26 protein-coding genes and 1 tRNA gene are annotated in these 20837 nt (G+C 67.6%); 19 read left to right on the forward strand and 8 right to left on the reverse strand.

Features of this window, described 5'->3' with window-relative positions; translation table 11 throughout:
• Window positions 1-30 precede the first annotated feature (30 nt).
• The gene (locus tag AC069I_RS21560) at window positions 31-336 is read right to left on the reverse strand and encodes a hypothetical protein (RefSeq protein ID WP_478266264.1); all 306 of its coding nucleotides are present in this window, start codon (window positions 334-336) and stop codon (window positions 31-33) included.
• Window positions 337-393: 57 nt separating this feature from the next.
• Window positions 394-837 (reverse strand): DUF5994 family protein, encoded by a 444-nt coding sequence (locus AC069I_RS21565; protein ID WP_478266265.1) that lies wholly within the window; start codon window positions 835-837, stop codon window positions 394-396.
• A 144-nt stretch (window positions 838-981) separates the two neighbouring features.
• On the opposite strand from AC069I_RS21565, the gene AC069I_RS21570 reads away from it, so the two are divergent.
• The 7 genes from AC069I_RS21570 (at window position 982) to AC069I_RS21600 (ending at window position 6328) form a co-directional block, all read left to right on the forward strand.
• The gene (locus AC069I_RS21570) at window positions 982-2130 is read left to right on the forward strand and encodes a N(5)-(carboxyethyl)ornithine synthase (protein ID WP_478227424.1); all 1149 of its coding nucleotides are present in this window, start codon (window positions 982-984) and stop codon (window positions 2128-2130) included.
• A gap of 68 nt (window positions 2131-2198) precedes the next feature.
• Entirely contained in the window at window positions 2199-2468 is a 270-nt protein-coding gene (locus tag AC069I_RS21575; protein WP_478227423.1) for a hypothetical protein, read from the forward strand.
• A 9-nt stretch (window positions 2469-2477) separates the two neighbouring features.
• Window positions 2478-3869: a sensor histidine kinase gene (locus AC069I_RS21580; protein WP_478227422.1), complete on the forward strand. Its 1392-nt coding sequence runs from the start codon at window positions 2478-2480 to the stop codon at window positions 3867-3869.
• Window positions 3866-4531: a response regulator transcription factor gene (locus tag AC069I_RS21585; RefSeq protein ID WP_478266266.1), complete on the forward strand. Its 666-nt coding sequence runs from the start codon at window positions 3866-3868 to the stop codon at window positions 4529-4531. Before AC069I_RS21580 ends, AC069I_RS21585 begins: the two co-directional genes overlap by 4 nt.
• 57 nt (window positions 4532-4588) lie before the next feature.
• Window positions 4589-5173: a DUF4956 domain-containing protein gene (locus AC069I_RS21590; protein WP_478227421.1), complete on the forward strand. Its 585-nt coding sequence runs from the start codon at window positions 4589-4591 to the stop codon at window positions 5171-5173.
• Window positions 5170-5934, forward strand: coding sequence for a polyphosphate polymerase domain-containing protein (locus tag AC069I_RS21595; RefSeq protein ID WP_478266267.1), 765 nt, complete (start codon window positions 5170-5172; stop codon window positions 5932-5934). The genes AC069I_RS21590 and AC069I_RS21595 overlap by 4 nt, the downstream gene beginning before the upstream one ends.
• Window positions 5935-5944: 10 nt before the next feature.
• Entirely contained in the window at window positions 5945-6328 is a 384-nt protein-coding gene (locus AC069I_RS21600) for a hypothetical protein (protein WP_478227419.1), read from the forward strand.
• Between the two features lie 25 nt (window positions 6329-6353).
• Here AC069I_RS21600 and AC069I_RS21605 read toward each other — a convergent pair whose 3' ends face one another.
• Window positions 6354-6506: a hypothetical protein gene (locus tag AC069I_RS21605; protein ID WP_478227418.1), complete on the reverse strand. Its 153-nt coding sequence runs from the start codon at window positions 6504-6506 to the stop codon at window positions 6354-6356.
• Window positions 6507-6728: 222 nt separating this feature from the next.
• Here AC069I_RS21605 and AC069I_RS21610 point away from each other — a divergent pair.
• Window positions 6729-6805 (forward strand) — tRNA-Ile (locus AC069I_RS21610).
• Between the two features lie 1561 nt (window positions 6806-8366).
• Here the strand turns inward: AC069I_RS21610 and AC069I_RS21615 are convergent.
• Both AC069I_RS21615 and AC069I_RS21620 read right to left on the reverse strand, forming a co-directional pair.
• Window positions 8367-8603 carry a hypothetical protein gene (locus AC069I_RS21615; protein WP_478266268.1) on the reverse strand — a complete coding sequence of 79 codons (237 nt, stop codon included), beginning with the start codon at window positions 8601-8603 and terminating at the stop codon, window positions 8367-8369.
• A gap of 508 nt (window positions 8604-9111) precedes the next feature.
• Window positions 9112-9381 (reverse strand): hypothetical protein, encoded by a 270-nt coding sequence (locus AC069I_RS21620; RefSeq protein ID WP_478227417.1) that lies wholly within the window; start codon window positions 9379-9381, stop codon window positions 9112-9114.
• 701 nt (window positions 9382-10082) lie between these two features.
• On the opposite strand from AC069I_RS21620, the gene AC069I_RS21625 reads away from it, so the two are divergent.
• The 4 genes from AC069I_RS21625 (at window position 10083) to AC069I_RS21640 (ending at window position 11847) form a co-directional block, all read left to right on the forward strand.
• Complete coding sequence (locus AC069I_RS21625; protein ID WP_478227416.1) at window positions 10083-10283, forward strand: hypothetical protein; 201 nt, start codon at window positions 10083-10085, stop codon at window positions 10281-10283.
• 94 nt (window positions 10284-10377) lie between these two features.
• Window positions 10378-10803 carry a hypothetical protein gene (locus AC069I_RS21630; protein WP_478227415.1) on the forward strand — a complete coding sequence of 142 codons (426 nt, stop codon included), beginning with the start codon at window positions 10378-10380 and terminating at the stop codon, window positions 10801-10803.
• 157 nt (window positions 10804-10960) lie between these two features.
• Entirely contained in the window at window positions 10961-11233 is a 273-nt protein-coding gene (locus tag AC069I_RS21635) for a hypothetical protein (RefSeq protein WP_478227414.1), read from the forward strand.
• Window positions 11234-11307: 74 nt separating this feature from the next.
• Window positions 11308-11847 (forward strand): GNAT family protein, encoded by a 540-nt coding sequence (locus tag AC069I_RS21640; RefSeq protein ID WP_478227413.1) that lies wholly within the window; start codon window positions 11308-11310, stop codon window positions 11845-11847.
• Window positions 11848-11892: 45 nt separating this feature from the next.
• On the opposite strand, the gene AC069I_RS21645 is transcribed toward AC069I_RS21640, so the two are convergent.
• Window positions 11893-12303, reverse strand: coding sequence for an ArsR/SmtB family transcription factor (locus tag AC069I_RS21645; protein WP_478227412.1), 411 nt, complete (start codon window positions 12301-12303; stop codon window positions 11893-11895).
• Between the two features lie 128 nt (window positions 12304-12431).
• On the opposite strand from AC069I_RS21645, the gene AC069I_RS21650 reads away from it, so the two are divergent.
• The 4 genes from AC069I_RS21650 to AC069I_RS21665 are packed head-to-tail and all read left to right on the forward strand — an operon-like array spanning window position 12432 to window position 15682.
• Window positions 12432-13073, forward strand: coding sequence for an arsenate reductase ArsC (locus tag AC069I_RS21650; RefSeq protein WP_478227411.1), 642 nt, complete (start codon window positions 12432-12434; stop codon window positions 13071-13073).
• Between the two features lie 24 nt (window positions 13074-13097).
• The gene (locus AC069I_RS21655) at window positions 13098-13502 is read left to right on the forward strand and encodes an arsenate-mycothiol transferase ArsC (protein ID WP_478227410.1); all 405 of its coding nucleotides are present in this window, start codon (window positions 13098-13100) and stop codon (window positions 13500-13502) included.
• A gap of 33 nt (window positions 13503-13535) precedes the next feature.
• Window positions 13536-14627, forward strand: a complete 1092-nt coding sequence (arsB, locus tag AC069I_RS21660) for an ACR3 family arsenite efflux transporter (protein ID WP_478266269.1) — start codon at window positions 13536-13538, stop codon at window positions 14625-14627.
• Window positions 14624-15682 (forward strand): ArsO family NAD(P)H-dependent flavin-containing monooxygenase, encoded by a 1059-nt coding sequence (locus AC069I_RS21665; RefSeq protein ID WP_478266270.1) that lies wholly within the window; start codon window positions 14624-14626, stop codon window positions 15680-15682. Before arsB ends, AC069I_RS21665 begins: the two co-directional genes overlap by 4 nt.
• Here AC069I_RS21665 and AC069I_RS21670 read toward each other — a convergent pair.
• Window positions 15665-16081 (reverse strand): M28 family peptidase, encoded by a 417-nt coding sequence (locus AC069I_RS21670; protein ID WP_478266271.1) that lies wholly within the window; start codon window positions 16079-16081, stop codon window positions 15665-15667. The genes AC069I_RS21665 and AC069I_RS21670 overlap by 18 nt on opposite strands.
• A 243-nt stretch (window positions 16082-16324) precedes the next feature.
• On the opposite strand from AC069I_RS21670, the gene AC069I_RS21675 reads away from it, so the two are divergent.
• Together AC069I_RS21675 and AC069I_RS21680 are read left to right on the forward strand one after the other, a co-directional pair.
• Entirely contained in the window at window positions 16325-16714 is a 390-nt protein-coding gene (locus AC069I_RS21675) for a MerR family transcriptional regulator (protein WP_478227406.1), read from the forward strand.
• Window positions 16715-17078: 364 nt separating this feature from the next.
• Window positions 17079-18614 (forward strand): SulP family inorganic anion transporter, encoded by a 1536-nt coding sequence (locus tag AC069I_RS21680; RefSeq protein ID WP_478227482.1) that lies wholly within the window; start codon window positions 17079-17081, stop codon window positions 18612-18614.
• A gap of 44 nt (window positions 18615-18658) precedes the next feature.
• Here AC069I_RS21680 and AC069I_RS21685 read toward each other — a convergent pair whose 3' ends face one another.
• A complete protein-coding gene (locus AC069I_RS21685) occupies window positions 18659-19315 on the reverse strand; it encodes a TetR/AcrR family transcriptional regulator (RefSeq protein ID WP_478227405.1) in 657 nt (218 codons plus the stop codon).
• Between the two features lie 78 nt (window positions 19316-19393).
• On the opposite strand from AC069I_RS21685, the gene AC069I_RS21690 reads away from it, so the two are divergent.
• The gene (locus AC069I_RS21690; RefSeq protein ID WP_478266272.1) at window positions 19394-20815 is read left to right on the forward strand and encodes an MFS transporter; all 1422 of its coding nucleotides are present in this window, start codon (window positions 19394-19396) and stop codon (window positions 20813-20815) included.
• Window positions 20816-20837 lie beyond the last annotated feature (22 nt).

Genomic DNA, 20837 nt, shown 5'->3' on the forward strand with positions numbered 1-20837 from the left:
GGTCTCGACCGGTTTCTCCAGATCGAGCCCCTACTGCCGGGCCTGTTCGCTGGTGAAGCCGGCCGCTATCTCGGTCATCGCTTCGCGGGCCGGTTTGCCGCTCGTGGGCTGCTCCACGACCACGATGGAGGTCCCGGAGTTCGACCGGCCGAGGCCGGGCAGACTCGGCTCCACGTGCATGCCCTCCGGAACCGGTAGCGAAATCCGGGTGCGCGGGATGGCCTGCTCGGTCCCGGTGGGAGCCGCCGTGGTCGCCGGACTCGACGCCGCGGTGCTCGGCACAGAGACATGGCCGGTTTTCTGCGTGCTTCCGCATCCGGCGACGAACAAGATCAAGACAGCACAGGACACGGAACGAAGACGCACTGATTCCCCCTTGGATTCACGGGGACTTTACGCCATGGGGCCGGTGAGCAGCGTCTCGATTTCGTCGATGCTGTCCCGGTGCGCCGCGGTCATCAGCAGGCGGTGCGCGAGGTCCGGCTCGGTCTCCGGCGGGACGACCAGCAGGGTCAGCCGCCGCCTGCCCGCGGTGCCGATCACCGTCACGGTGCCGGGGTGTTGCGAGCGGAACCCTTCGAGCCGGACCTTTCCGCTCTCGACGACGAGCCGCCGGGGAGTGGACGGCCAGGCCGTGAGGTTGTAGGTCACCCGCTCGACGTGTTCCAGCTGGGCGGCCAGTACCACCAGCAGGAACGGCAGTTCCGCGGCGAGGTCACGGGAGGCGGGCCACCACGCGCCGTCGACGTGACCGGTCGCGGACGCTTTGGGCTTCAGGCGCAGGCGGGCGACATGTTTCGGAGGGGCAACGGTGTTCCTGTGCGAGACCGTCGTCATGGCGGTGCTCCGTCCCGGGCCGAGCGGCCGGATGGGGCCGAGGACGACGCGGACTCGAACGCCTGCGCACGAGATGCTCTCGGATACCCTGAGTCTACGCCACGCCCCTGCGTTTAGACTGAAGGTCTATTTAAGGGGCCCCAAGTGGACCAACTCACTCTCGGCGTAATTTGTCACTCGCGAAAAGAAAACGAGTGGCGGCTTCCGATCCATCCGCGACATCTCGAGCGGATCGACCCTGGTCTCCGAAAGTCGATTTTTCTCGAAAACGGCTACGGTGAACGCTTCGGCATTCCGGACGAGGACCTCGCGCCCCTGGTCGGGGGGACGCGTTCCCGTGAACGACTGATCGCGGACTGCGACGTCATCCTCCTGGCCAAACCCCTCGCCGACGATCTGGCCGATCTACGGCCGGGGCAGATCCTGTGGGGCTGGCCGCACTGCGTCCAGGACGACAAGCTCACGCAGCTGGCCATCGACCGGAAGCTGACCCTCATCGCCTTCGAAGCGATGAACCATTGGCGCCGTGACGGTTCTTTCGGCCTGCACGTCTTCCACAAGAACAACGAATTGGCGGGCTATTGCTCGGTGCTGCACGCGCTTCAGCTGATCGGCTCGACGGGCGACTACGGCCGTCGTCTCCGAGCGGTCGTGATCGGCTTCGGCGCGACGGCGCGCGGTTCGGTGACGGCGTTGAACGCGCACGGGATCCACGACGTGCACGTCCTCACCCATCGCGGCGTCACCGCGGTCGGGTCGCCGATCCACTCGGCGAACATCGTGCATCTCGACCACGATCTGAAGGGCCCGGCGGACCTCCGCCGCAGTCACGCGATCACGGAGGACGGCCGCGTGCCGCTGGCGGAGTTCCTCGCCGGGCACGACGTCGTCGTCAACTGTGTACTGCAGGACCCTAAGGCGCCGTTGACGTTCCTCGTGGAGGAAGACCTCGCCGCATTCCGGCACGGGAGCCTCATCGTCGACGTTTCCTGTGACGAGGCTATGGGTTTCGGCTGGGCCAAGCCGACGACGTTCACGGAGCCGACCTTCCAGGTCCGCGGCGTCACCTACTACGCCGTCGACCACAGCCCGTCCTACCTCTGGGACTCGGCGACCTGGGAGATCAGCGGTGCCCTGCTGCCGCATCTGGAGCGGGTGCTGGCGGGGCGCTCCGCGTGGGCCGCCGACCCGACGCTCGACCGGGCGATCGAGATCAGGGAAGGCACGATCCGGAATCCCGACATCCTGGCCTTCCAGCACCGCTCGCCGGAGTATCCGCACGCGCACCGGTGAGCCCGCCGATGAGAAAGTTCTCATCGAGCCCTCATCGGTGACTCACCCGCGCCGGGCAGCCTGGTGGTATGCGAGTCCGAATGATCGTCCTGGCCGGGGTCGCCGCCGTCGTGGTGGCGGCCACCGGCACGTTCGCCGTCATCGCGGCCACCGCGGCCTCGCCACCCGACCTCGGCCCGGCGGTCGTCGCCCCGGCAGGGCAGGCCGTCACCGGGCCGGGTGAAGCGGGTGCCCCGCCCGCTGTCGTCCCGCCCCGGCTGGCCGGACACGACGACGACCTCGATGATGGCGATGACCATGCCGGTGACGACCATTTCGACTTCGACCTCGACGACTGAGCCGGGCCGATGAGCGCCCGCGCCCGGATCCTCGCGTGGGTCCTGCTGGTCGTGCTGCTCGCGCTCGCCGGATCGCTGCTGGCCACCCGCACCGTCCTGCACAACCAGCTCGACCAGCGCCTCGACAACGAGATCGCGCACGAGACCGGCAAGCTCAGGGCCTTCCTGGCGTCGCCCGATGCCCGTCCGGCAGGGCAGCCCGCCACCGTCGAGGCGGTCCTCGGCCGTCACCTGGAACGGAACCTGCCCGAGAAGTACGAGACGTTCTTCTCGATCAGCGACGGCGCCGCGTCGAGGCGGAGCGCGATCGAGCCGCCGGTCCGGCTCGACACCGACCCGAAGTTCGTCGCGGAACTGTCCCGGGCGACGAGCCCGGCGTACGGCACGGTCACCACCGCGGTCGGATCCGCGCGGTACGGCGTCGTCCCGGTGACCATCGAGGGCACGCCGGGCCGCGGCGCGCTGGTGATCGTCGAGTTCGTCGACCACGCCGCCGGCGAGATCAACGACGTCGTCGGCGTGATGGCCGCGATGTCCGGGGCCGCGCTCGTGCTGGCCGGGCTGATCGGCTGGCTGGTCACCGGCCGCATCCTCGCACCGGTGCGGGAGGTCCGGCTGGCCGCCGAGCAGATCGGCGAGACCGATCTGTCGCGCCGGATCGAGGTCCGCGGCTCGGACGACGTCGCCGCGCTCGGGCGCACCTTCAACACGATGCTGGACCGGCTCGAAAGCGCCTTCGCCGGGCAGCGCGAGTTCATCGACGACGCCGGGCACGAACTGCGCACGCCGATCACCATCGTCCGCGGCCATATCGAACTGATGGGTGAAGATCCCGAGGAGAACGCCGCCACGCGGCATCTGGTCCTCGACGAACTCGGGCGTATGCAACGGATCGTGGACGACCTGCTCGTCCTCGCGAAGTCCGGCGGCCCCGACTTCCTCACGCCCGGTGAGACCGACCTCGCCGATCTCACGGTGGAGACCCTCGCCAAATCCCGTCCGCTGGCCGACCGCGTCTGGCGGCTCGATGCGGTCGCCGAGGTGAAGGTCCGCGCGGACGGCCAGCGGCTCGCGCAGGCGTTGCTGCAACTGGTCTCCAACGCCGTCCGGCACACCTCTCCCGGCCAGGAGATCGCCCTCGGTTCGGAGGTGACCGCGACGACGGCGCGCCTTTGGGTCCGCGACACCGGCGAGGGGGTCCCGCCGGATTCGAGAAGCCGGATCTTCGAACGGTTCAAACGCGGCAGCAACTCGAACGGCGACGACGGCGCCGGGCTCGGCCTGGCGATCGTCGCCGCGATCGCCGAAGCGCACGGTGGCCGTGTCCTGCTCGACACCGTGCCCGGCGAAGGCGCGCGGTTCACCATGGAGATCCCCGTCGCGGAAGGTGCGGACCGGTGACCAGTGTGCTCGTGGTGGAGGATTCCGCCCGGATCGGCGCGTTCGTGGAGAAGGGCCTGCGGGCGCAGGGTTTCGCGACCCGCTGGGTCAAGACCGGCTCCGAGGGGCTGACCGAGGCGCTGACCGGCACGCACGGCCTCGTCGTCCTCGACCTCGGGCTCCCGGACCTCGATGGTTCGGATCTGCTGCGGGCCCTGCGGGCGGCGGGCCGGACGGTGCCGGTGATCATCCTGACCGCGCGGGACAGCGTCGTCGACCGCGTGGCCGGGCTGTCCGGCGGCGCCGACGACTATCTGGCCAAGCCGTTCGCCTTCGAAGAACTGCTGGCCCGGATCCGCCTGCGGCTACGGGGAAATCCCGAAGCCGAGCCGGCGGTGCTGCGCGCCGGGGAGCTCTCGCTCGACCTGCGCACGCGGAAGGTTTCGGTGGCGGGGGAGGAGAAGGACCTCACCGCCCGCGAGTTCGCGCTGCTGGAGACGTTGCTGCGGAATCGTGGCCAGGTACTGTCCCGGGAACAGTTGCTCGGCGGGGTCTGGGGTTTCGACTTCGACCCCGGATCGAACGTGGTGGACGTCTACATCCGTTACCTGCGCGGGAAGATCGGCGCCGAGCGGATCGAAACCGTGCGAGGCATGGGATATCGGCTCGGTGAGTCCGGATGAGACGGTTCTCATCCGGCTCTCACAGCGGTCTCTTCTTCCTCCGCCACAGTGGTTTTCATGACCACGACACTGCTTCATCTCGCTGTCGACCTCGTCGTCGCCGTCATCCTCGCGTACGGCATCTACGCCCGTCGCCACCACCGCGGTGATCTTGCCTGCGCTTATCTCGCGCTGAACGTCGGCGTCTGCGTTTCGGTCGCCGTGCTGCTCTCCGTGTCGACCGCGAGCGCGCTCGGACTCGGCCTGTTCGGCGTGCTGTCGATCATCCGGCTGCGGTCCGATTCGATCAGTCAGCAGGAGGTCGCGTACTACTTCGTCGCGCTGGTGCTGGGGCTGGTGAACGGATTGCCGTCCGCGGACTGGCGGATCGTCGCGGTCTTCAACGTCCTGCTGCTCGCCGTCATGTACGTCGCGGACCACCCGTCGCGCACGCGCGGCCCGCAGCGGCGCACGGTCGTGCTCGACGCCGTGTACCCCGACGAACAGACGATGCTGATGGAACTGCGGGCGCGGCTCGCCGGAACGGTCGTGCGGCACAGTGTGTCCGAAGTGGACTATGTTCGTGAGGTGACCGTCGTCGGCGTCCGGTTCCGCCCGGACGCCTCCGTCGTCGTCCACGGCGCCCCGGCGGGGCAGCGGTGAGCGGACGCGCAACGGCCACCGTCGCGGTGGTGGCGAAAGGGCTTCCGTCGCTGTCGCTGGCCGAAGTCGTCGCCACGAGCGGGCTGATGAGCCGGACGGACCGCAAGTACGTCCTGCCGCTCAACGACTTCCTGGCCGTCACCGAAGTTCTTTCGCTGCGCTGCCTCGAGATCGACGGGCAACGCGTGTTCGGCTACTCGTCGACGTATTTCGACACCCCGGACCTCGCGATCTACCGGGCGCACCGGCAGGACCGGCGGCGCCGGTTCAAGATCCGCACCCGGACCTACACCGACTCGGCCGACACCTACTGCGAGCTCAAGGTCAGCGGGAAGCGCGACGAGACGGTCAAGGTCCGCCGTCCGCACCCGGCCGAGGCGGCGCACGGCCTGACCGCGCCCGCGCTGGCGTTCCTCGACGACGCCCTCACCGCCGCTTACGGCCGCCCGGCGCCCCGGCCGCTGACTCCCGCGCTGATCACCGACTACCGGCGGACCACCCTCGTCGCCGCCGATGCGCGGATCACCTGCGACACGTCGCTGGTCTGGCGTTCGGGTTCGCGGAGCCTCGCCGCCGGGGGTGATCTGGTGCTGCTGGAGGTGAAGTCGGCGGCCGAGCGCAACAGCGTCACCGAGGCGCTGGCGAAACTGCGGATCCGGGAGCAGTCGGTGAGCAAGTACTGCGCGGGCCTGGTGGTGCTGGGGCTGGCCACCGGCGGGAACCGGTGGCGACCTGCGCTGCGGCGGCTCGGCGTGGCGTAACGATCGCGGCATGGCCGCCGACCCAAGCTGTCGGGCCGTCCGGCCCCCAGTGAGGGAGGACGAACATGAGGACCAGGGAAAGGCCGCGCTCGCCGTGGCGGGGCTGGCCGTCGCCGCGGCCGGAGGCACCGTGTTCGCCGGGACTTCCGGCGCCGTCGGCCCGTCGCCGTCACCGAGCGTGCAGGCCGCGGAGACGTCGTGCGTGACCGACGGAGCCGGGATGTGCACCGTGCGGCACGCGCTGGGCGCGGTCCCGGCGGTGGTGGTCGTCTCGGCGAACACGCCGGGACAGTTCAACGCGTACATGCTGAACACGGTGCAGGGTTCGTACACGGCGACCACGTTCCAGGTGCGGGCGATGTTCACCCAGACCACGCCGAAGGCGGGCGGCTGACCGTCCAAAGAGGACCGGTAATCGACTACCTCGGCGGCGGCTGGTCGTCCAGCTCATCGGAGAGGATCGCGTCGACGCGGAGACCGGCTCGCCGCAGTATCCGGATGCTCGCCCTCAGTAACACCACTACGCCGAGGACGGCCACGACACCGAGCCCGATGGCGACCGGATTCGCCACGAGCGCCTCCCTGCCCGATGGGCCCGGGCGGCGTGCCGCCCGGCGCTGGTCCCTGAAACCTAGACGAGCCGGCTTCGCCCGGCGCCGGAAACCAGCTGATCGGCCTAGGCGATCGTGGCAGGTGAGCGCTGTGATAACTTGGAGCGAACTGGGACTTCTGTGCGTTCGCAAACCCGCTGTTCGGGCTGGGACGGCTCCCGCGGAGGTGTCAGGGCACCGTTGGGGCCGGTAGCTCAGTTGGTTAGAGCAGGGGACTCATAATCCCTTGGCCGTCGGTTCGAGCCCGACCCGGCCCACCACGTCAACATCGTTGCCGACCTGCAGGGATGTTGGTCCTTCGGCAGCAATTTCTCCTAGGCGTTAATCGCGGTTGGGCTCCGTTTCGTCTCCGTTTGCTCCGGTGTGCCGTTCCTCGCCCCTGTCGACCGTGGTGACATGATCACGCCAACGGGCGGATGGCGCCGGGGTGGTGGTGCTCGGGTGATGGCCGAAGGTTGCTCATCGGCGGTCGCGGGGAGTACGTAGCGCCGCGAGGGTCAGCATCTCGACGATCGTGAGCGCCGCGGCGCGGTGTGCCGGTTCTCGGGTGGCGGATGGCGACCAGGTTTGCACGGCTACTACCGGCTCTTCCCGAGCTGTATCCGTGGCGACTCGGTGATGCAGCGTGGATCACGCCTTGCCGCCGTCGGCCTTGCTTGCCGATGAACCGGCGCCAGGTTGCGCTCTCGGGCTCCCTTGTGGCTTGGTCCTCGTGGTGTGGCGGCGTAGCGTTCTGGGGGCGGTGTGCCGGTGACCCAGATTCTGCCAGGAGCGGGCTTTTCCGGAGGGATCGCCTGCGTTGCAAATCGTTTCAGCACCATTCAGGTTGGAATACCGGCTGGTAGAGGTTGCGAGTGGTACCGCCGCTCCCGGAGTATCGGCGACGCACCAGCAATCAACAGCATGGCTCGCGGCCTGCTGTGCAGTGCTTGAGGAGGGCGGGAAACCGTGGCGAGCATCTTCGGGAATCACCTCGGATGGGTTCCACAGCCGGCGCCTGCGGTTGCCATGAAATCCGCAGGTGGTACGGGGGGCTTCCTCTTCGTGGGAATGATGGCTCCTGCGGCGCCGATCGGTCAGCTCCTCGCTTGGGTTTCGGTTCTGTCGACGCATGTCCATTTCGGACCGTCCACAGAGGTCGTTCCGAGCCGCACGCTCCGGAAGGCTTTTGAAGATGAAGTCGCGTTGCGCGAAGCCGATGGCACTCGGGCATTGATGAGCATGGGCATGGACTTCGTGCTCTCGTCTGCCTTGTCGCTTGCGGCGGTCGTGCTGGAGCAGGATTTGGGCCCGAATCGCCTGCCCTGGGCGGACCGCTGCTCGCCGCGCCCTGCTCCAGGGCAACCGTCCGCACGGATAGTCAGGAATTCCGCTCTCCGCGGCGCCGGCCTGGGCTCTCGGCCGACGCGGCCACTGCGGCGGCAGGATGCCGGCCTCTCGTGCGGATGCTGGGCAGGGCACCCTCACTACTTCTGCCCCGATCCAACCGGTGGTGGGATGGCATCGGCGATTGCCAGGCTGGTGGATCCCTCGTATCGAGAGCGGAATCCGCTGACCAAGCCAGCGTGGCTTGACGCCCTCTCTTTCATTTTCGGAGACCGGTACGCACTCGGGATCGCAGGGACAGGCCGAACGGGCAGGCGAAGCTTGGTTGCTGCCGCGGAGAACCAGGATCTCGGCATACACCATGGCCGTACCCCGTTCGGCGACTCCGCGCAACGGTCGTACGCTTCGCCGCTGCCGCCGCTGCCGCCGCTGCACATGTTCGTCAGCCTCTCCGATCGCGGCAAGAGTCACACGCAGCAGTGGCTTCAGCTGATCCTACGGCTGGAGCGCGACGCAGAACATGCCGATCAGCTCGCCACACTGGTCCATTGCAACCGCCGAGCCGCCCGCATACGCCGCCACGACGAGCACCTGATGGTCATCCCCGGCGCCGAGCCGGGCAGACGGTCCGGCCGGTCGGTGTCCGGGATCGAGAAGTACGAACGGATCGCCGTGCGGAACCCACCGTGCCGTTCGCTGGCTGGACAACGACGAGCCAGGCCTTCGGGCCACGATGGGACGCTCGGGGTGACAGGTTCGCATACGGATTTGGTTGCGCGCGATTCCCAGCCTCAGTTTGGAGGCGGAACCAGCGGAATCGTTGTCATCGACGATGGGGTGATCACCGTCGGTCCGCTGGACCTCTTCCGGACCGCGCTGGTGGAGCGGCCGTCGCCCGTGGGTCAGGAATTACGCGCAAGCCTGCTGCTCTCCAATCTCTCAAACAGCGTTGTCACGGTCGCGGGAATCGGAGCCAGACCAGCGGCTGAACTCGACGGAGCACATCGGCTCTGGGGTGGACAACGCCGCCACGGATCGTTGGCCTCGCAGCCCCGCAACGTGGTGGTTGTGCCACCGTTGGCGACGTGCCCCCCAGTCATCGAGGAATGCGAGGACACCGGACTCGAGTTCACTCCTTCGGTTGGCGAGTCAGCCAGCCGCGTCGAAGCGCACGAGCCTGTCTGCTCACGATCCGTTCACTGCGACGGCATCAGCCGTCGCTCCCGGTCGACGACGGGACTCAGTAGGCGTGCGAGCCGACCCGGTCACCTGGGGAACCGGCCGAACCGGGGAGCGGCACGCGGCGATTGGGTCCGGCCGCATGCCGCGCGTGCTGGGACGGCTGGCATGGTGCGGAGGTCCACACCGATGCCGGGAGCCTGCGGCGCGCGACCCGCATCGCCTCTCGCTGCGATGTCGACGTCGGCATCCGCAGGTGACTGGCGGCGGCCGCGGACAGCGCTGGGGCCGGCTGCAGCACCTGCGATGACATGCCCGGTCGAGGGTTCATAACGGAAGTATCGTTGCGAAGTCTGTTGCGGCTGCCACCTTCCGGACGTACCGTGGGAATAGGTAACCCCGACCTCCGCAGGAGTCTCTGACCTGCGCTGATAGAACTCCATAGTCTCCCGTTCAAATCCAATCCGTGGTGCGGTTGAGTTTGCTCGGGGATCAGGAAAGCCTCCGCGTCTCGTCAGCGCAGGGGGCTTTCCCCTTTCAGGGGCAATCGTTTTCCCGCGCGAACCTCGTAACGAGGTGACGGCCATGGCTCTGAATATAGAACGTTCGCAACCGTCGTCACGGTCATGACATTTTGATGCGGTCTTACTATGCGAGCCGCCACGTTATTGGATCAGGATTGATCCAAATTTAGGCTATCTATTTTTCGGCCTGACTCGAATTTGGAGGGCTACTTTCCGGTTGCTAACGTGATGAGAGCCTGAGTGCCTGCTCCGGATTTCGCTCGATTATCACTGAAAGTGACATGTGGTTGTCGATGAATAACCGGCCGCCCTTTTCATGGCGTCTCAGAACGTTCCAATTTCCGCTCATCCTGATATCCGGCTAAGAGTTGGGTTGGCTCCGATTGCCGGGCTCGGAGCGATTCATGTATTACTTGGGGTGGCGAGTCGGTTGCTTTGACGGGTGGCCGATGGTCTCGCCGAAAAATCCGCACCACGGACTGGTTTGAATGGGAGGAGGTGATCTTCCATGAACATTCGCATCATCGGTGTCGTCCTGGTACTCGCGACGATGCTGCTCTTCCTCGCGGAAGCGATGGCCTTCGGGCACGACCTGGGTACCGCTGTCGGCTTTGCGGGCGCGGTAGCCCTGGTGGCTGCAGAAGTTGTTCGCCGAGGGCTCGGCGGCGGAGACGGTGACGGGTTCGTCCCGGCCATCTGCCGGCCGTAAGTCCGAGCGAATGCCGTGAGGTGAGAGCGTCCAGACGGACGTGCTCACCTCACGGCGCGGCTACCCATTTTTCAGTCGTACCAGGGAGATCATCATGTCAGACCGCAAGTTCACGCCGGACGTCGGCGAGGTCGTGCAGTTCCTCCGCGACCTCGGCACGATCAAGGTGTACGCCGGCGATCCATCGCTGGCGACGATCAGGAAGCGCGGCAAGGACCTCGCGATGAACGGCCGGAAGGTCACTGAGGTCTCGAACGCGACGCTGAGCCGGATGTTCACAGGGACGGCGTTGCCCAGATGGGAGTCCGTCGAGTTCTTCCTGCGTGCGTGTGGGATCGACGAACGAGAGGTCGAGACGATCTGGCTGCCGCGGTGGGCCCTGCTGAAGGCCGGCCCGGAAGCAGCGGTCCGGCCCGGCGCGGCACCGTCGCGATCGTGCGGGCACGCGTGCGAGACGTGCGAGACGGAGACGTCCAGGAGCACGGCGACCCGCCCGCAGCTGACCGTCGTGACCGCCTAACCGGACGCACTACCAGCAGGGGGCCCCGCCGACGACCCGTCGGCGGGGCCCCCTGCTGGTAGTGCAGCACCGAATCATGAGCCTCCGATGCCCTCGTCCGGTCGAGCGTCCGCATGAAACGGATCTGGGAAGTCCTTGTCACCTCTACCTGCTTTCGATGGCGCGACCGTCTAAGATCTCGCCCTCGACGTCCTTGGGGGTCGGCGCCGGCGGCATCACCTTCCTCGATCTCGAAGACGAAACCGGCATGCTCAACATCGTCGTGACCCAGCGCCTCTTTCACCGGAGTAGGACGGTGTTGCTGGCGAGCAACGCGTTGCTGATCCGCGGAATCGCTCAGGTGACCGAGGGAACCTGCACCGTCGTCGCGGATCAGGTGCGGCCGTTGGATCTGCAGGGTCTGGTGTCGAAGTCGCGTGATTTCCGGTGACCGGGGCGAACCGGGAGTGGCGGACGCTGGAGGTGCCGATCCGGCCAGGGGCGGGCGCCCCGAAGCGGTGACCGTTGGGTCACGACCTGGCGGTCGGCGGGGTACGGCAGGGTTGGTCGCAGGACTATCGGGCGCCGGAGTGGTTGTGCGAGGCCTGCCACGCTCTTGCGGGTGATGGCGGCGTCTGGGCGGTGGTCGACACCGCTGTCGAGCGGCAGGTCATGGAAACCGGTGTGGACGAGTACGGGTTGAGGTTGGTCGTCGTGCCCCCACCTGTTGCGGCGGGCACCGGAGTCATCCAGCTTCGTTTAGGGCACACGGTTTTCGGTGAAGTTCGCCTGTCGTTATGCCCGGTCGATAGGCGGGCGATCTTCGTGCACGTCGAGGTCGAGGAGAAACACCGTCGTCGCGGCGCGGGACGTGTGCTGGTGAACGCCGCCCTGGACCGAGGAGCCCGGTATGACTGGACGATGCTCCCGATCGGGCGGGATCCGGTCGCCGTCGGTTTCTGGGCCCGGGTCGGAGCGGCCGGGCCAGCGAGTCCGCATCCGTGCACGCATCAGATCGAAGCGAAAGTGGTCCCCGCCGAGGCGCGCTGGACGAAGTGGTGGTGACCGGCTTCTGGAGTCATCACTGCAGGATCGCCGCCATGCGAGCGTTCAGCACCTCGTGTCACGTTCCGCGTCGGTGAGGCGGGCGGGCCGGTCGGCGAGCGGGCCGCCTGAGCGGAGCAGGGTTTCCAGGGTTCCCAGCGGTTCAGGGACGACGGTGTACCAGCTCCAGGTTCCGCGGCGTTCCCGTTCGAGGATGCCGGCGGAGACCAGCACACGCAGGTGATGACTGAGTGAGGGCTGGGGCATGTCGAACTCTTCGGCCAGGTCGCAGAAGCACGCTTCGCCGCCCGGCGAGTACCGCACGAGCGAGAGCAGGCGGATCCGGACGGGGTCCGACAACGCTTTGAACAGCTTCGCGGCGGCTTCTGCGTCGCCGGGGTCGACGACAGCGGCGGGTTCGGCCATGAGCAGGGTCACCGCGATCGGTTTGCGGGTACGGCCGGTCTCGCTCGCCACGGGCCCTCCTTCACTCCTGACGTCCCTCGAAGCTCACCATACCCGCTGAATTGACAAAGCTCGATCCAAGCTCTTCAATTGCATCGGCAGACTTCGATCCAGCTAGCCGTGTCTCCGAGGGAGATGTCATGACCTATGCCACCGAGGGCCTGCCTGGCCGTGAGGTGCTGGACCAGCTCGACCGGATCACCGACGAACTCACCGACAAGTTCCATGGCACGTTCGGCCGTGCGACGGTTGAGCGGTTTGTGGAGGAGACCTTCGGGCTGCTGGATCGCTCGGCGACGGTCAAGGTTCATCTTCCGACGCTGACCGCCCGTTTCGCCCGTCAGCGTCTGGTCGACCTCGCCAAGGTTGATGGGCTCACCTTGGTGACCGCGCCGCAGGTGCTGTTCGTGTGCGTGCACAACGTCGGTCGTTCCCAGCTGGCGGCGGCGCTGCTCAACCACCATGCCTTCGGGCATGTGATGGTCCGTTCCGCTGGATCGCAGCCCGCCGGCGTGATTCCGCCGGTCATCACCGAGGCGCTGGCGGAGCTGGACATCCAGCTCGCGGGCGCCTATCCGAAGCCGTTGACCGACGAGGTGGTCCGCGCGGCCGACGTCGTGGTCACGATGGGCTGTGGGGACGCGTGCCCGGTCTATCCGGGCAAGCGGTATCTCGACTGGGACGTGCCCGACCCGATGGGCCAGCCCTTGACCGTGGTCCGCGGGATCCGGGACGACATCGGCCGCCGCGTCCGGCACCTGCTCGACGAACTCACCGACTGACCTCTCCAGAGAAAGGAAACGGGCATGACCCGCACGCCTGAAGTGCTGTTCGTCTGTGTCCACAACGCGGGCCGGTCGCAGATGGCCGCCGCGCTGTTGCAGCACTACTCGCTCGGCCGCATCGCCGTCCGGTCCGCCGGGTCGGAGCCCGCCGAGAAGGTGAACCCGGCCGCCGCCGCGGCGCTCACGGAGTGGGGATTGGACATCACGGCCGAGGTGCCGACCAAGCTGTCCACAGAGGACGTCGAAGCGTCCGACGTGGTGATCACCATGGGATGCGGCGACACCTGCCCGGTGTTCCCCGGAAAGCGCTACCTCGACTGGCCACTGGAAGACCCCGCAGGGCAGGGCGTGGAGGCTGTGCGCCCGATCCGGGATGAGATCGACCGCCGCGTCCGTGGCCTGGTCGCCGAAATCCTCGACGCCTGACCCTCACCTTCCACACTTTCTGGAGACCAGCCCGTGACTCAAACCGCCGACAAGGCCGGTACCCCGGCCGACACCGACGTCCTGCACAAACTGTCCTTTCTGGACCGGTTCCTTCCCGTCTGGATCATCGTCGCGATGGGCGCCGGGCTGCTGCTGGGCAGCGTGATCCCCGGCCTGCAAGGCGTGCTGGACGCGGTGAAGATCGGGCAGGTCTCCTTGCCGATCGCGCTCGGGCTGCTGCTGATGATGTACCCAGTGCTGGCGAAGGTCCGCTACGACAAGCTCGACACCGTGACCAAGGACAAGCGCACCATGGTGCTGTCCCTGGTACTCAACTGGATCCTGGGCCCGGCGCTGATGTTCGCGCTGGCGTGGCTGATGCTGCCGGATCTGCCGGAGTACCGGACCGGGCTGATCATCGTCGGTCTCGCCCGCTGTATCGCGATGGTGATCATCTGGAACGACCTCGCGTGCGGTGACCGCGAGGCCGCGGCGGTGCTGGTCGCGCTGAACTCCGTGTTCCAGGTGATCATGTTCGGCGTGCTCGGCTGGTTCTACCTCGACCTGCTCCCTGGCTGGCTGGGCTTGGACACCACGAGCATCGACTTCTCGCCGTGGGAGATCGCGCTCAGCGTCATCATCTTCCTCGGCATCCCGCTCGCCGCCGGCTATCTCTCGCGCCGCATCGGGGAACGGAGCAAGGGACGCGACTGGTACGAGGGGAAGTTCCTGCCCAAGATCGGCCCGATCGCGCTCTACGGCCTGCTGTTCACCATCGTGATCCTGTTCGCCCTGCAAGGCGACAACATCACCTCCCGACCGCTCGACGTCGCCCGGATCGCGCTGCCGCTGCTGGTCTACTTCGCGATCATGTGGATCGGCGGCTACCTGCTGGGCAAGGCGTCCGGACTGTCGTACGAGCGCACCACGACACTCGCGTTCACCGCCGCGGGCAACAACTTCGAACTCGCGATCGCCGTCGCCATCGGCGTCTTCGGCGTCACCTCCGGGCAGGCACTCGCCGGTGTCGTCGGCCCGCTGATCGAAGTCCCGGTCCTGGTCGCCTTGGTCTACGTGAGTCTCTGGCTGCGCAAGCGCTGGACGACGAAAGCGCCCGCGGAGTGACCGGAGCCGCGCGGGTAGCGGTCATCGGCGGTGGCCAGACCGGTCTCGCCGCAGGCTACTACCTGCGCCGCGCCGGTCTGGACTTCGTCATCCTCGACGCCCAGCCCGAGCCGGGCGGCGCCTGGACCCGCGGCTGGAACTCACTGCGGCTGTTCTCACCGGCGAGGCACAGCTCGCTGCCGGGCTGGCCGATGCCGCCCCACCCAGGGCCCGGATACCCGACCGCCCAACATGTTGTCGAGTACCTTGCCGCGTACGAGAAACGCTACGAACTCCCGATCTACCGCGGGGAGACGGCGACCGCCGTGTCCCGCGACGGCGACCGGTTCCAGGTGAGCACCGATACCGGGGCCTGGAGCGCCGAGGCGGTCATCAGCGCAACCGGAACCTGGTGGCGCCCGTTCCTTCCGCTCATGCCGGGCGGGTTCACCGGCCGTCAGCTGCACACGGTCGATTACCGGGGGCCGGAGGAGTTCGCGGGTCAGGACGTCGTGGTGGTCGGCGGCGGCAACTCCGGCGCGCAGATCGCCGCCGACCTCGCCCGTACGGCGAACCTGACCTGGGTCACCCGCCGCCCACCGCGCTACCTGCCCGACCACATCGACGGCAAGGCCCTCTTCGACGTCGCCACCCGACGCCGCCAGGCCTTGGAGACCGGGCAGCCCGACACCGCCGGAGTCGCCGGACTGGGCGACATCGTCGCCGTCCCGCCCGTCCGCGAAGCCCGCGACACCGGGCTCCTACGGCCGAGCGCGATGTTCGCACGCCTGGACACTGACGGTCCTGTGTGGACGGACGGAACCCGGCAACACGCGGACGCGATCATCTGGTGCACCGGCTTCCGCCCCGCCCTGGGGCATCTCTCCCCGTTGCGGCTGCGCACCACGCGGGGCCGGATCCACACCGCCGATACTCGCGCGGTCGCCGAGCCCGGCCTGCACCTGCTCGGCTACGGAGACTGGACCGGACCGGCCTCGGCCACGCTCATCGGCGTCGGCATGACCGCCCGCGCCGCCATTGCCGACATCACGGCCTACCTAGGCGCCGCTCGCTAGCCTCCGCACGGTCGAGATCACGAGGCGGGTCGCCGCGACGAGCGTGTCGGTCTCCACACGGTCCGCGGTCTCGGCCGGGGTCTGATACCCGGGCATCCCCATGCCGATGCCGATGGCGGCGAGCCCGGCGGCGCCGTCGACATTGATCACCACGGTGCCGGCGCGGACATCAGGCGCGTGATGCGCCGAACCCTGGGCACCGGCTTCCTCGGCGTCCAGGAACGTCACCGCCAATCCGGCGGCGGCGGGCAGCAGCGGCGCCAGCACACGGGCCGCTTCCAGGACGACGGCGACACCGGAGGCGTTGTCCGCTGCCGCGGGAAGCCGCTGCCCAGGATCGTCGCCCACGCCGTCGAAATGCGCGGTCAACAGCACGCTGATGCCCCCGGCCGCGGGCATGCGGAGAAGATGTTCACCCGCCGGTCACCACAACGGCGCCCTCCGGTCCGTCCGACGATTGAGCGAGGGACGCGCCTTCCTGGAAGAACCGCCGCAGGGTTGTGATCGACCTATCGCCAAGGTCGTCTGCGGCGGAGCCCGGCGAGAAGGCGACAGTACTGTTACGTGAGAGTGTGGTCGGCGGCGCCGCCGACGGCGGATCGAGTATCCGGCGCGGTGGGCGGCAGGTGAAAGGAAACCGGTGTGGGTGAGCAGATGCAGATCGGCGAGGTGGCCGAGCGCACCGGGCTGTCGTTGCGGACGATCCGCTATTACGAGGAAGTCGGCCTGGTGGTCCCCAGTGCCCGCAGTCAGGGCGGTTTCCGGCTCTACACCGACCCGGACGTGGACCGGCTGGAACTGATCAAGCGGATGAAGCCGCTGGGATTCCAGCTGGAGGAGATGCGCGACTTGCTGGCCATTCTCGACCCGATCCCGGGGAGTCCCGAGATCGAGGACCCGGCGGCTCGTCTCGCGGAATTCGGTGAGACCGCCGAGAAGGCCTGCGTGGAGCTGCGCGCGAAGCTGGTCATCGCCGAGGAGTTCGCCGCCCTGCTGCGCTCGCACAACGCCACCGAAGAAACGTCGCGGTAGCCCCCGCGTCGGCGATCACCGGGTGCGCTCGGCGAAACACCTGCCAGGAGCGACGTTGTGGGTTGAACGTGATCCCGCCCTCATTCCGGCCTGGGGCCTTCGCGGGCGGATGATCTCTTCTCTAACGTAAGGTGAGAGTTGTCGACGGTGGTGGCGTCATGCTCACCAGTCCGCTGGGTCACCGACGCCCCGACTCCCGTCCTTTCGAGCCGAGGAGCTGTTCCTTGCCGGCAGAGCAGGTTGCCGTGATCGTTCCGGGTTAGCCCGCAGATACCAGGCGACGCCTGTACCGCTGACGGTGCGCGCCTCTCTCCCGCAGGATCTTTCAGCACGCCGTGATGGCGTGAGAGTGTTCCGCGCCCCGATGTGGCGCCCGAGAAAGTCAGGTTGTCTTTCTGTGTCGAGTCTTGTGTCCCAGGTGTCGACGCGCCTGCGCGGTTCGCGGCCGTCGTGGCTGTCGCCCAAGGTCGCCCGCACCGAGATCCTCGCCGGGCTGGTGGTCGCGCTCGCGTTGATCCCGGAGGCGATCTCCTTCTCCATCATCGCGGGCGTGGACCCGAGTGTCGGGTTGTTCGCCTCGTTCACCATGGCGGTCGTGATCTCGATCGTGGGCGGACGGTCGGCGATGATCTCGGCCGCGACCGGCGCCATTGCGCTCGTCGTCGCCCCCTTGGCGCGGGAACACGGACTCAACTATCTGATCGCCACGGTGATCCTGGGTGGTTTGTTCCAGGTCGTGCTCGGTTCGCTGGGCGTGGCGCGGTTGATGCGGTTCGTGCCGCGCAGTGTGATGGTCGGGTTCGTCAACGCGCTGGCGATCCTGATTTTCCTGGCGCAGGTGCCTGAGCTGATCGACGTGCCGTGGCCGGTGTACCCGCTGTTCGCGGGCGGGCTCGTGCTGATGGTGCTGTTTCCGAAGCTGACCAAGGTGATTCCCGCACCGCTGGTGTCCATTGTGGCCTTGACCGCGCTGACGATCGCCGCGGGCATCGCGGTCCCGACCGTGGGCGACAAGGGTGTCCTGCCCTCCTCGCTGCCGTCACTCGGTGTTCCGGATGTGCCGTTCACCTTCGCCACGCTCGGCATGCTCGCGCCGTACGCGCTCGCGTTCGCGCTGGTGGGGCTGATGGAGTCACTGATGACCGCGAAGCTCGTCGACGACATCACCGACACCCACTCCAACAAGACCCGTGAGGCGATCGGCCAGGGTGTCGCCAACATCGTCACCGGCTTCTTCGGCGGCATGGGCGGCTGCGCGATGATCGGGCAGACCATGATCAACGTGAAGACCGCCGGCGCCAGGACTCGCCTGTCCACGTTCTTGGCCGGGACCTTCCTCATGGTGTTGTGCATCGTCTTCGGCCCGCTGGTATCGCAGATCCCGATGGCCGCGCTAGTCGCGGTGATGGTGCTCGTCGCGTTCGGCACCTTCGACTGGCACAGTGTCGCTCCGGGCACGCTCAAGCGGATGCCGTGGGGCGAGATCATCGTCATGGTCGTCACCGTGGCCGTCGTGGTGGCCACCGACAACCTCGCGATCGGCGTGGTCGTCGGTTCGATCACCGCGATGGTGATCTTCGCGCGCAGGGTGGCGCACTTGGTCGAGGTGACCGCCGTGGTCGATCCGGACGGCACCCAGGTCGTGTACGCCGTCACCGGCGAGTTGTTCTTTGCCTCCAGCAACGACTTGGTCTACCGGTTCGACTACGCGAACGATCCGGACAAGGTCGTCGTCGATCTCACCGACGCGCACATCTGGGACGCCTCCACCGTCGCGGCCCTCGACGCGATCACCACCAAGTACGAGTCACGGGGCAAGACCGTCGAGATCGTCGGGCTGAACAAGCACAGCGCACGGATGCACGGGAAGCTCTCCGGCGAACTCTCCGGCAGCCACTGACACAGGCCGGACAGTGAGGGGCGGAGCCGTCACGGCTCCGCCCCTCACTCGTTCGATGCGGCGGTCGAGTGTGACAGGGTCGCCACGCTTTCCCCGTTGTGCGCCGAAAACAGTGCGTGCACGTGATAGCGCAACACCGCGGTCGCGCCGTCCACATCCTGTTGTCCGATCAGGACACTGGTGCCCAGGCCATGGCTGAGCGTCACCAGGCGAGCCGCCTCCAGCGATACGTCCACGCCCGGCGCCAGCTGCCCGTCGGCCTGTGCGCGACGCAGCGCATTAGCGAGCTGCCGGTGGATGTCGTCCACACTGGACGCGAACGGTTCGGCGCTCAGCTGGGAATCGGTCATCGCCAGCACCGCGTACGAGGCGCCGACCAGATGGAAGACCCGGCTTTCCTCGTCCGACGGCAGTGCCTCGGCGAGGAACGCCTCGACGAAGTCCCGCGGGGGCACCGGATCCGGTAATCCGGCGAGACGCGCTGCCCACCGCTGACGGCTCCGTCGTTCGAGATGCCTCAACGCACCCAGCAGCAGCTGCTCTTTGGTGTCGAAGTAGTACTGAACGAGCCTCAGTGACACTCCTGATTCGGCGGCCACTGCGCGCATCGTGACCGCGTGCAGCCCTTCTCGCGCGGCGACCCGGACCAGCGCCTCGGCGATCTGAGCGCGCCGTTCCTCATGGTCGACGGTCCTCGGCATCAGGCGGCCTCCTTCACGCAGGAGCTATGATACAAGCGTATATGATACGCATGTATCACAATGCGGCCGGGAGGCGTGGTGGGTTTTCGTGACCTCGAAGCCAGTGGCCCGGCGGCGAGGACCGCTGGGCCGCGGGTGGTGCTGGCGCTGGCGTGTGCGGCGCAGTTCATGGTCGTGCTCGACATCTCGGTGGTGAACGTTGCCCTGCCGTCGATCCAGCGATCGCTCGGTTTCGACGACGCGGGTCAGCAGTGGGTGGTCAACGCCTACGCGCTGACGTTCGCCGGGCTACTGCTGCTCGGCGGGCGGCTGGCGGACCTCTACGGTCGCAGGCGGGTTTTCCTCGCCGGGCTCGCGTTGTTCTCCGGTGCGAGTCTGGCGGGTGGTCTGGCGGATACCGCGGGGTTGCTGATCGCCGCTCGTGCGGTGCAGGGCGTGGGTGCGGCCGTCCTGGCACCGGCCACGCTGACGGTGCTCACCGCCACTTTCCCCGAAGGCTCTGGTCGTACTCGTGCACTGGCGATGTGGACCGCGGTGGGAGTTGCCGGCGGTACCGCGGGAAACCTCATCGGTGGGGTGCTCACCGAGTACCTCTCCTGGCGATCGATCCTGCTGATCAACGTCCCGATCGGTGCCGGAGCCATCATGCTCGCCCTGCGGTATCTCTCCGGTGGCGGCCGTCCGGCGACGCGCCCACGGCTCGACCTGGCGGGCGCGGTCCTGGCGACACTGGGGCTGACCGCGCTGACCTACGGCATCACGCAGTCCCATGACGCGGGCTGGGACGCGGCGGTGACGGTGGTGAGCTTGCTGGCAGGGGTCGCGGCGTTGGCGGGATTCGTCGTGGTCGAGGCGCGCTTCGCCGCGGTCCCGGTCATTCCGTTGCGCCTGTTCCGGGGACGGGCGATCAGTCTCGGGAACGTGGTGATGCTGCTGGCCGGGGCTTGTCTCAACCCGATGTGGTTCTTCCTGACCCTGTCGATGCAGAACGTCCTGCACTACAGCCCGCTGCTGGCCGGTCTCGCGTTCCTGCCGCACACCGTCGTCACCATCCTGGCCGCCGCCCGTGTCACCCCGTGGCTGATGCGGCGCGTCGACAGCCGCACCCTGATCGCGATCGGCGCTGTCCTCGCCGCCGCCGGATTCGCGTGGCAGAGCCTGCTGACACCGGACAGTGGCTACCTGTCCGGGATCCTCGGCCCGGCGGTCGTGTTCTCGATCGGCGGCGGCTTGCTCAACACGCCGATCACCACCATCGTGACCTCCGGGATCGACACGGCGGACGCAGGTGCCGCCTCAGGGCTGATGAACACCACCAAACAGGTCGGCGGTGCGCTCGGCCTGGCCGTCCTGGTCACCGTCGCGGGCAGCCACACCGCCGGCACCGAAGCGCTTTCCGCCGCCTACAGCCGCGCGTTCGTGGTGATCGCGGCACTCATGGTCATTGTGGCCGCGCTCGCCTGCACCCTGCCGTCACAACGAGACGGCGCTATCCGGTAGCCGACCGGCTGTGATGGAGGTG

The organism is Amycolatopsis sp. NPDC043885, from assembly GCF_056435685.1.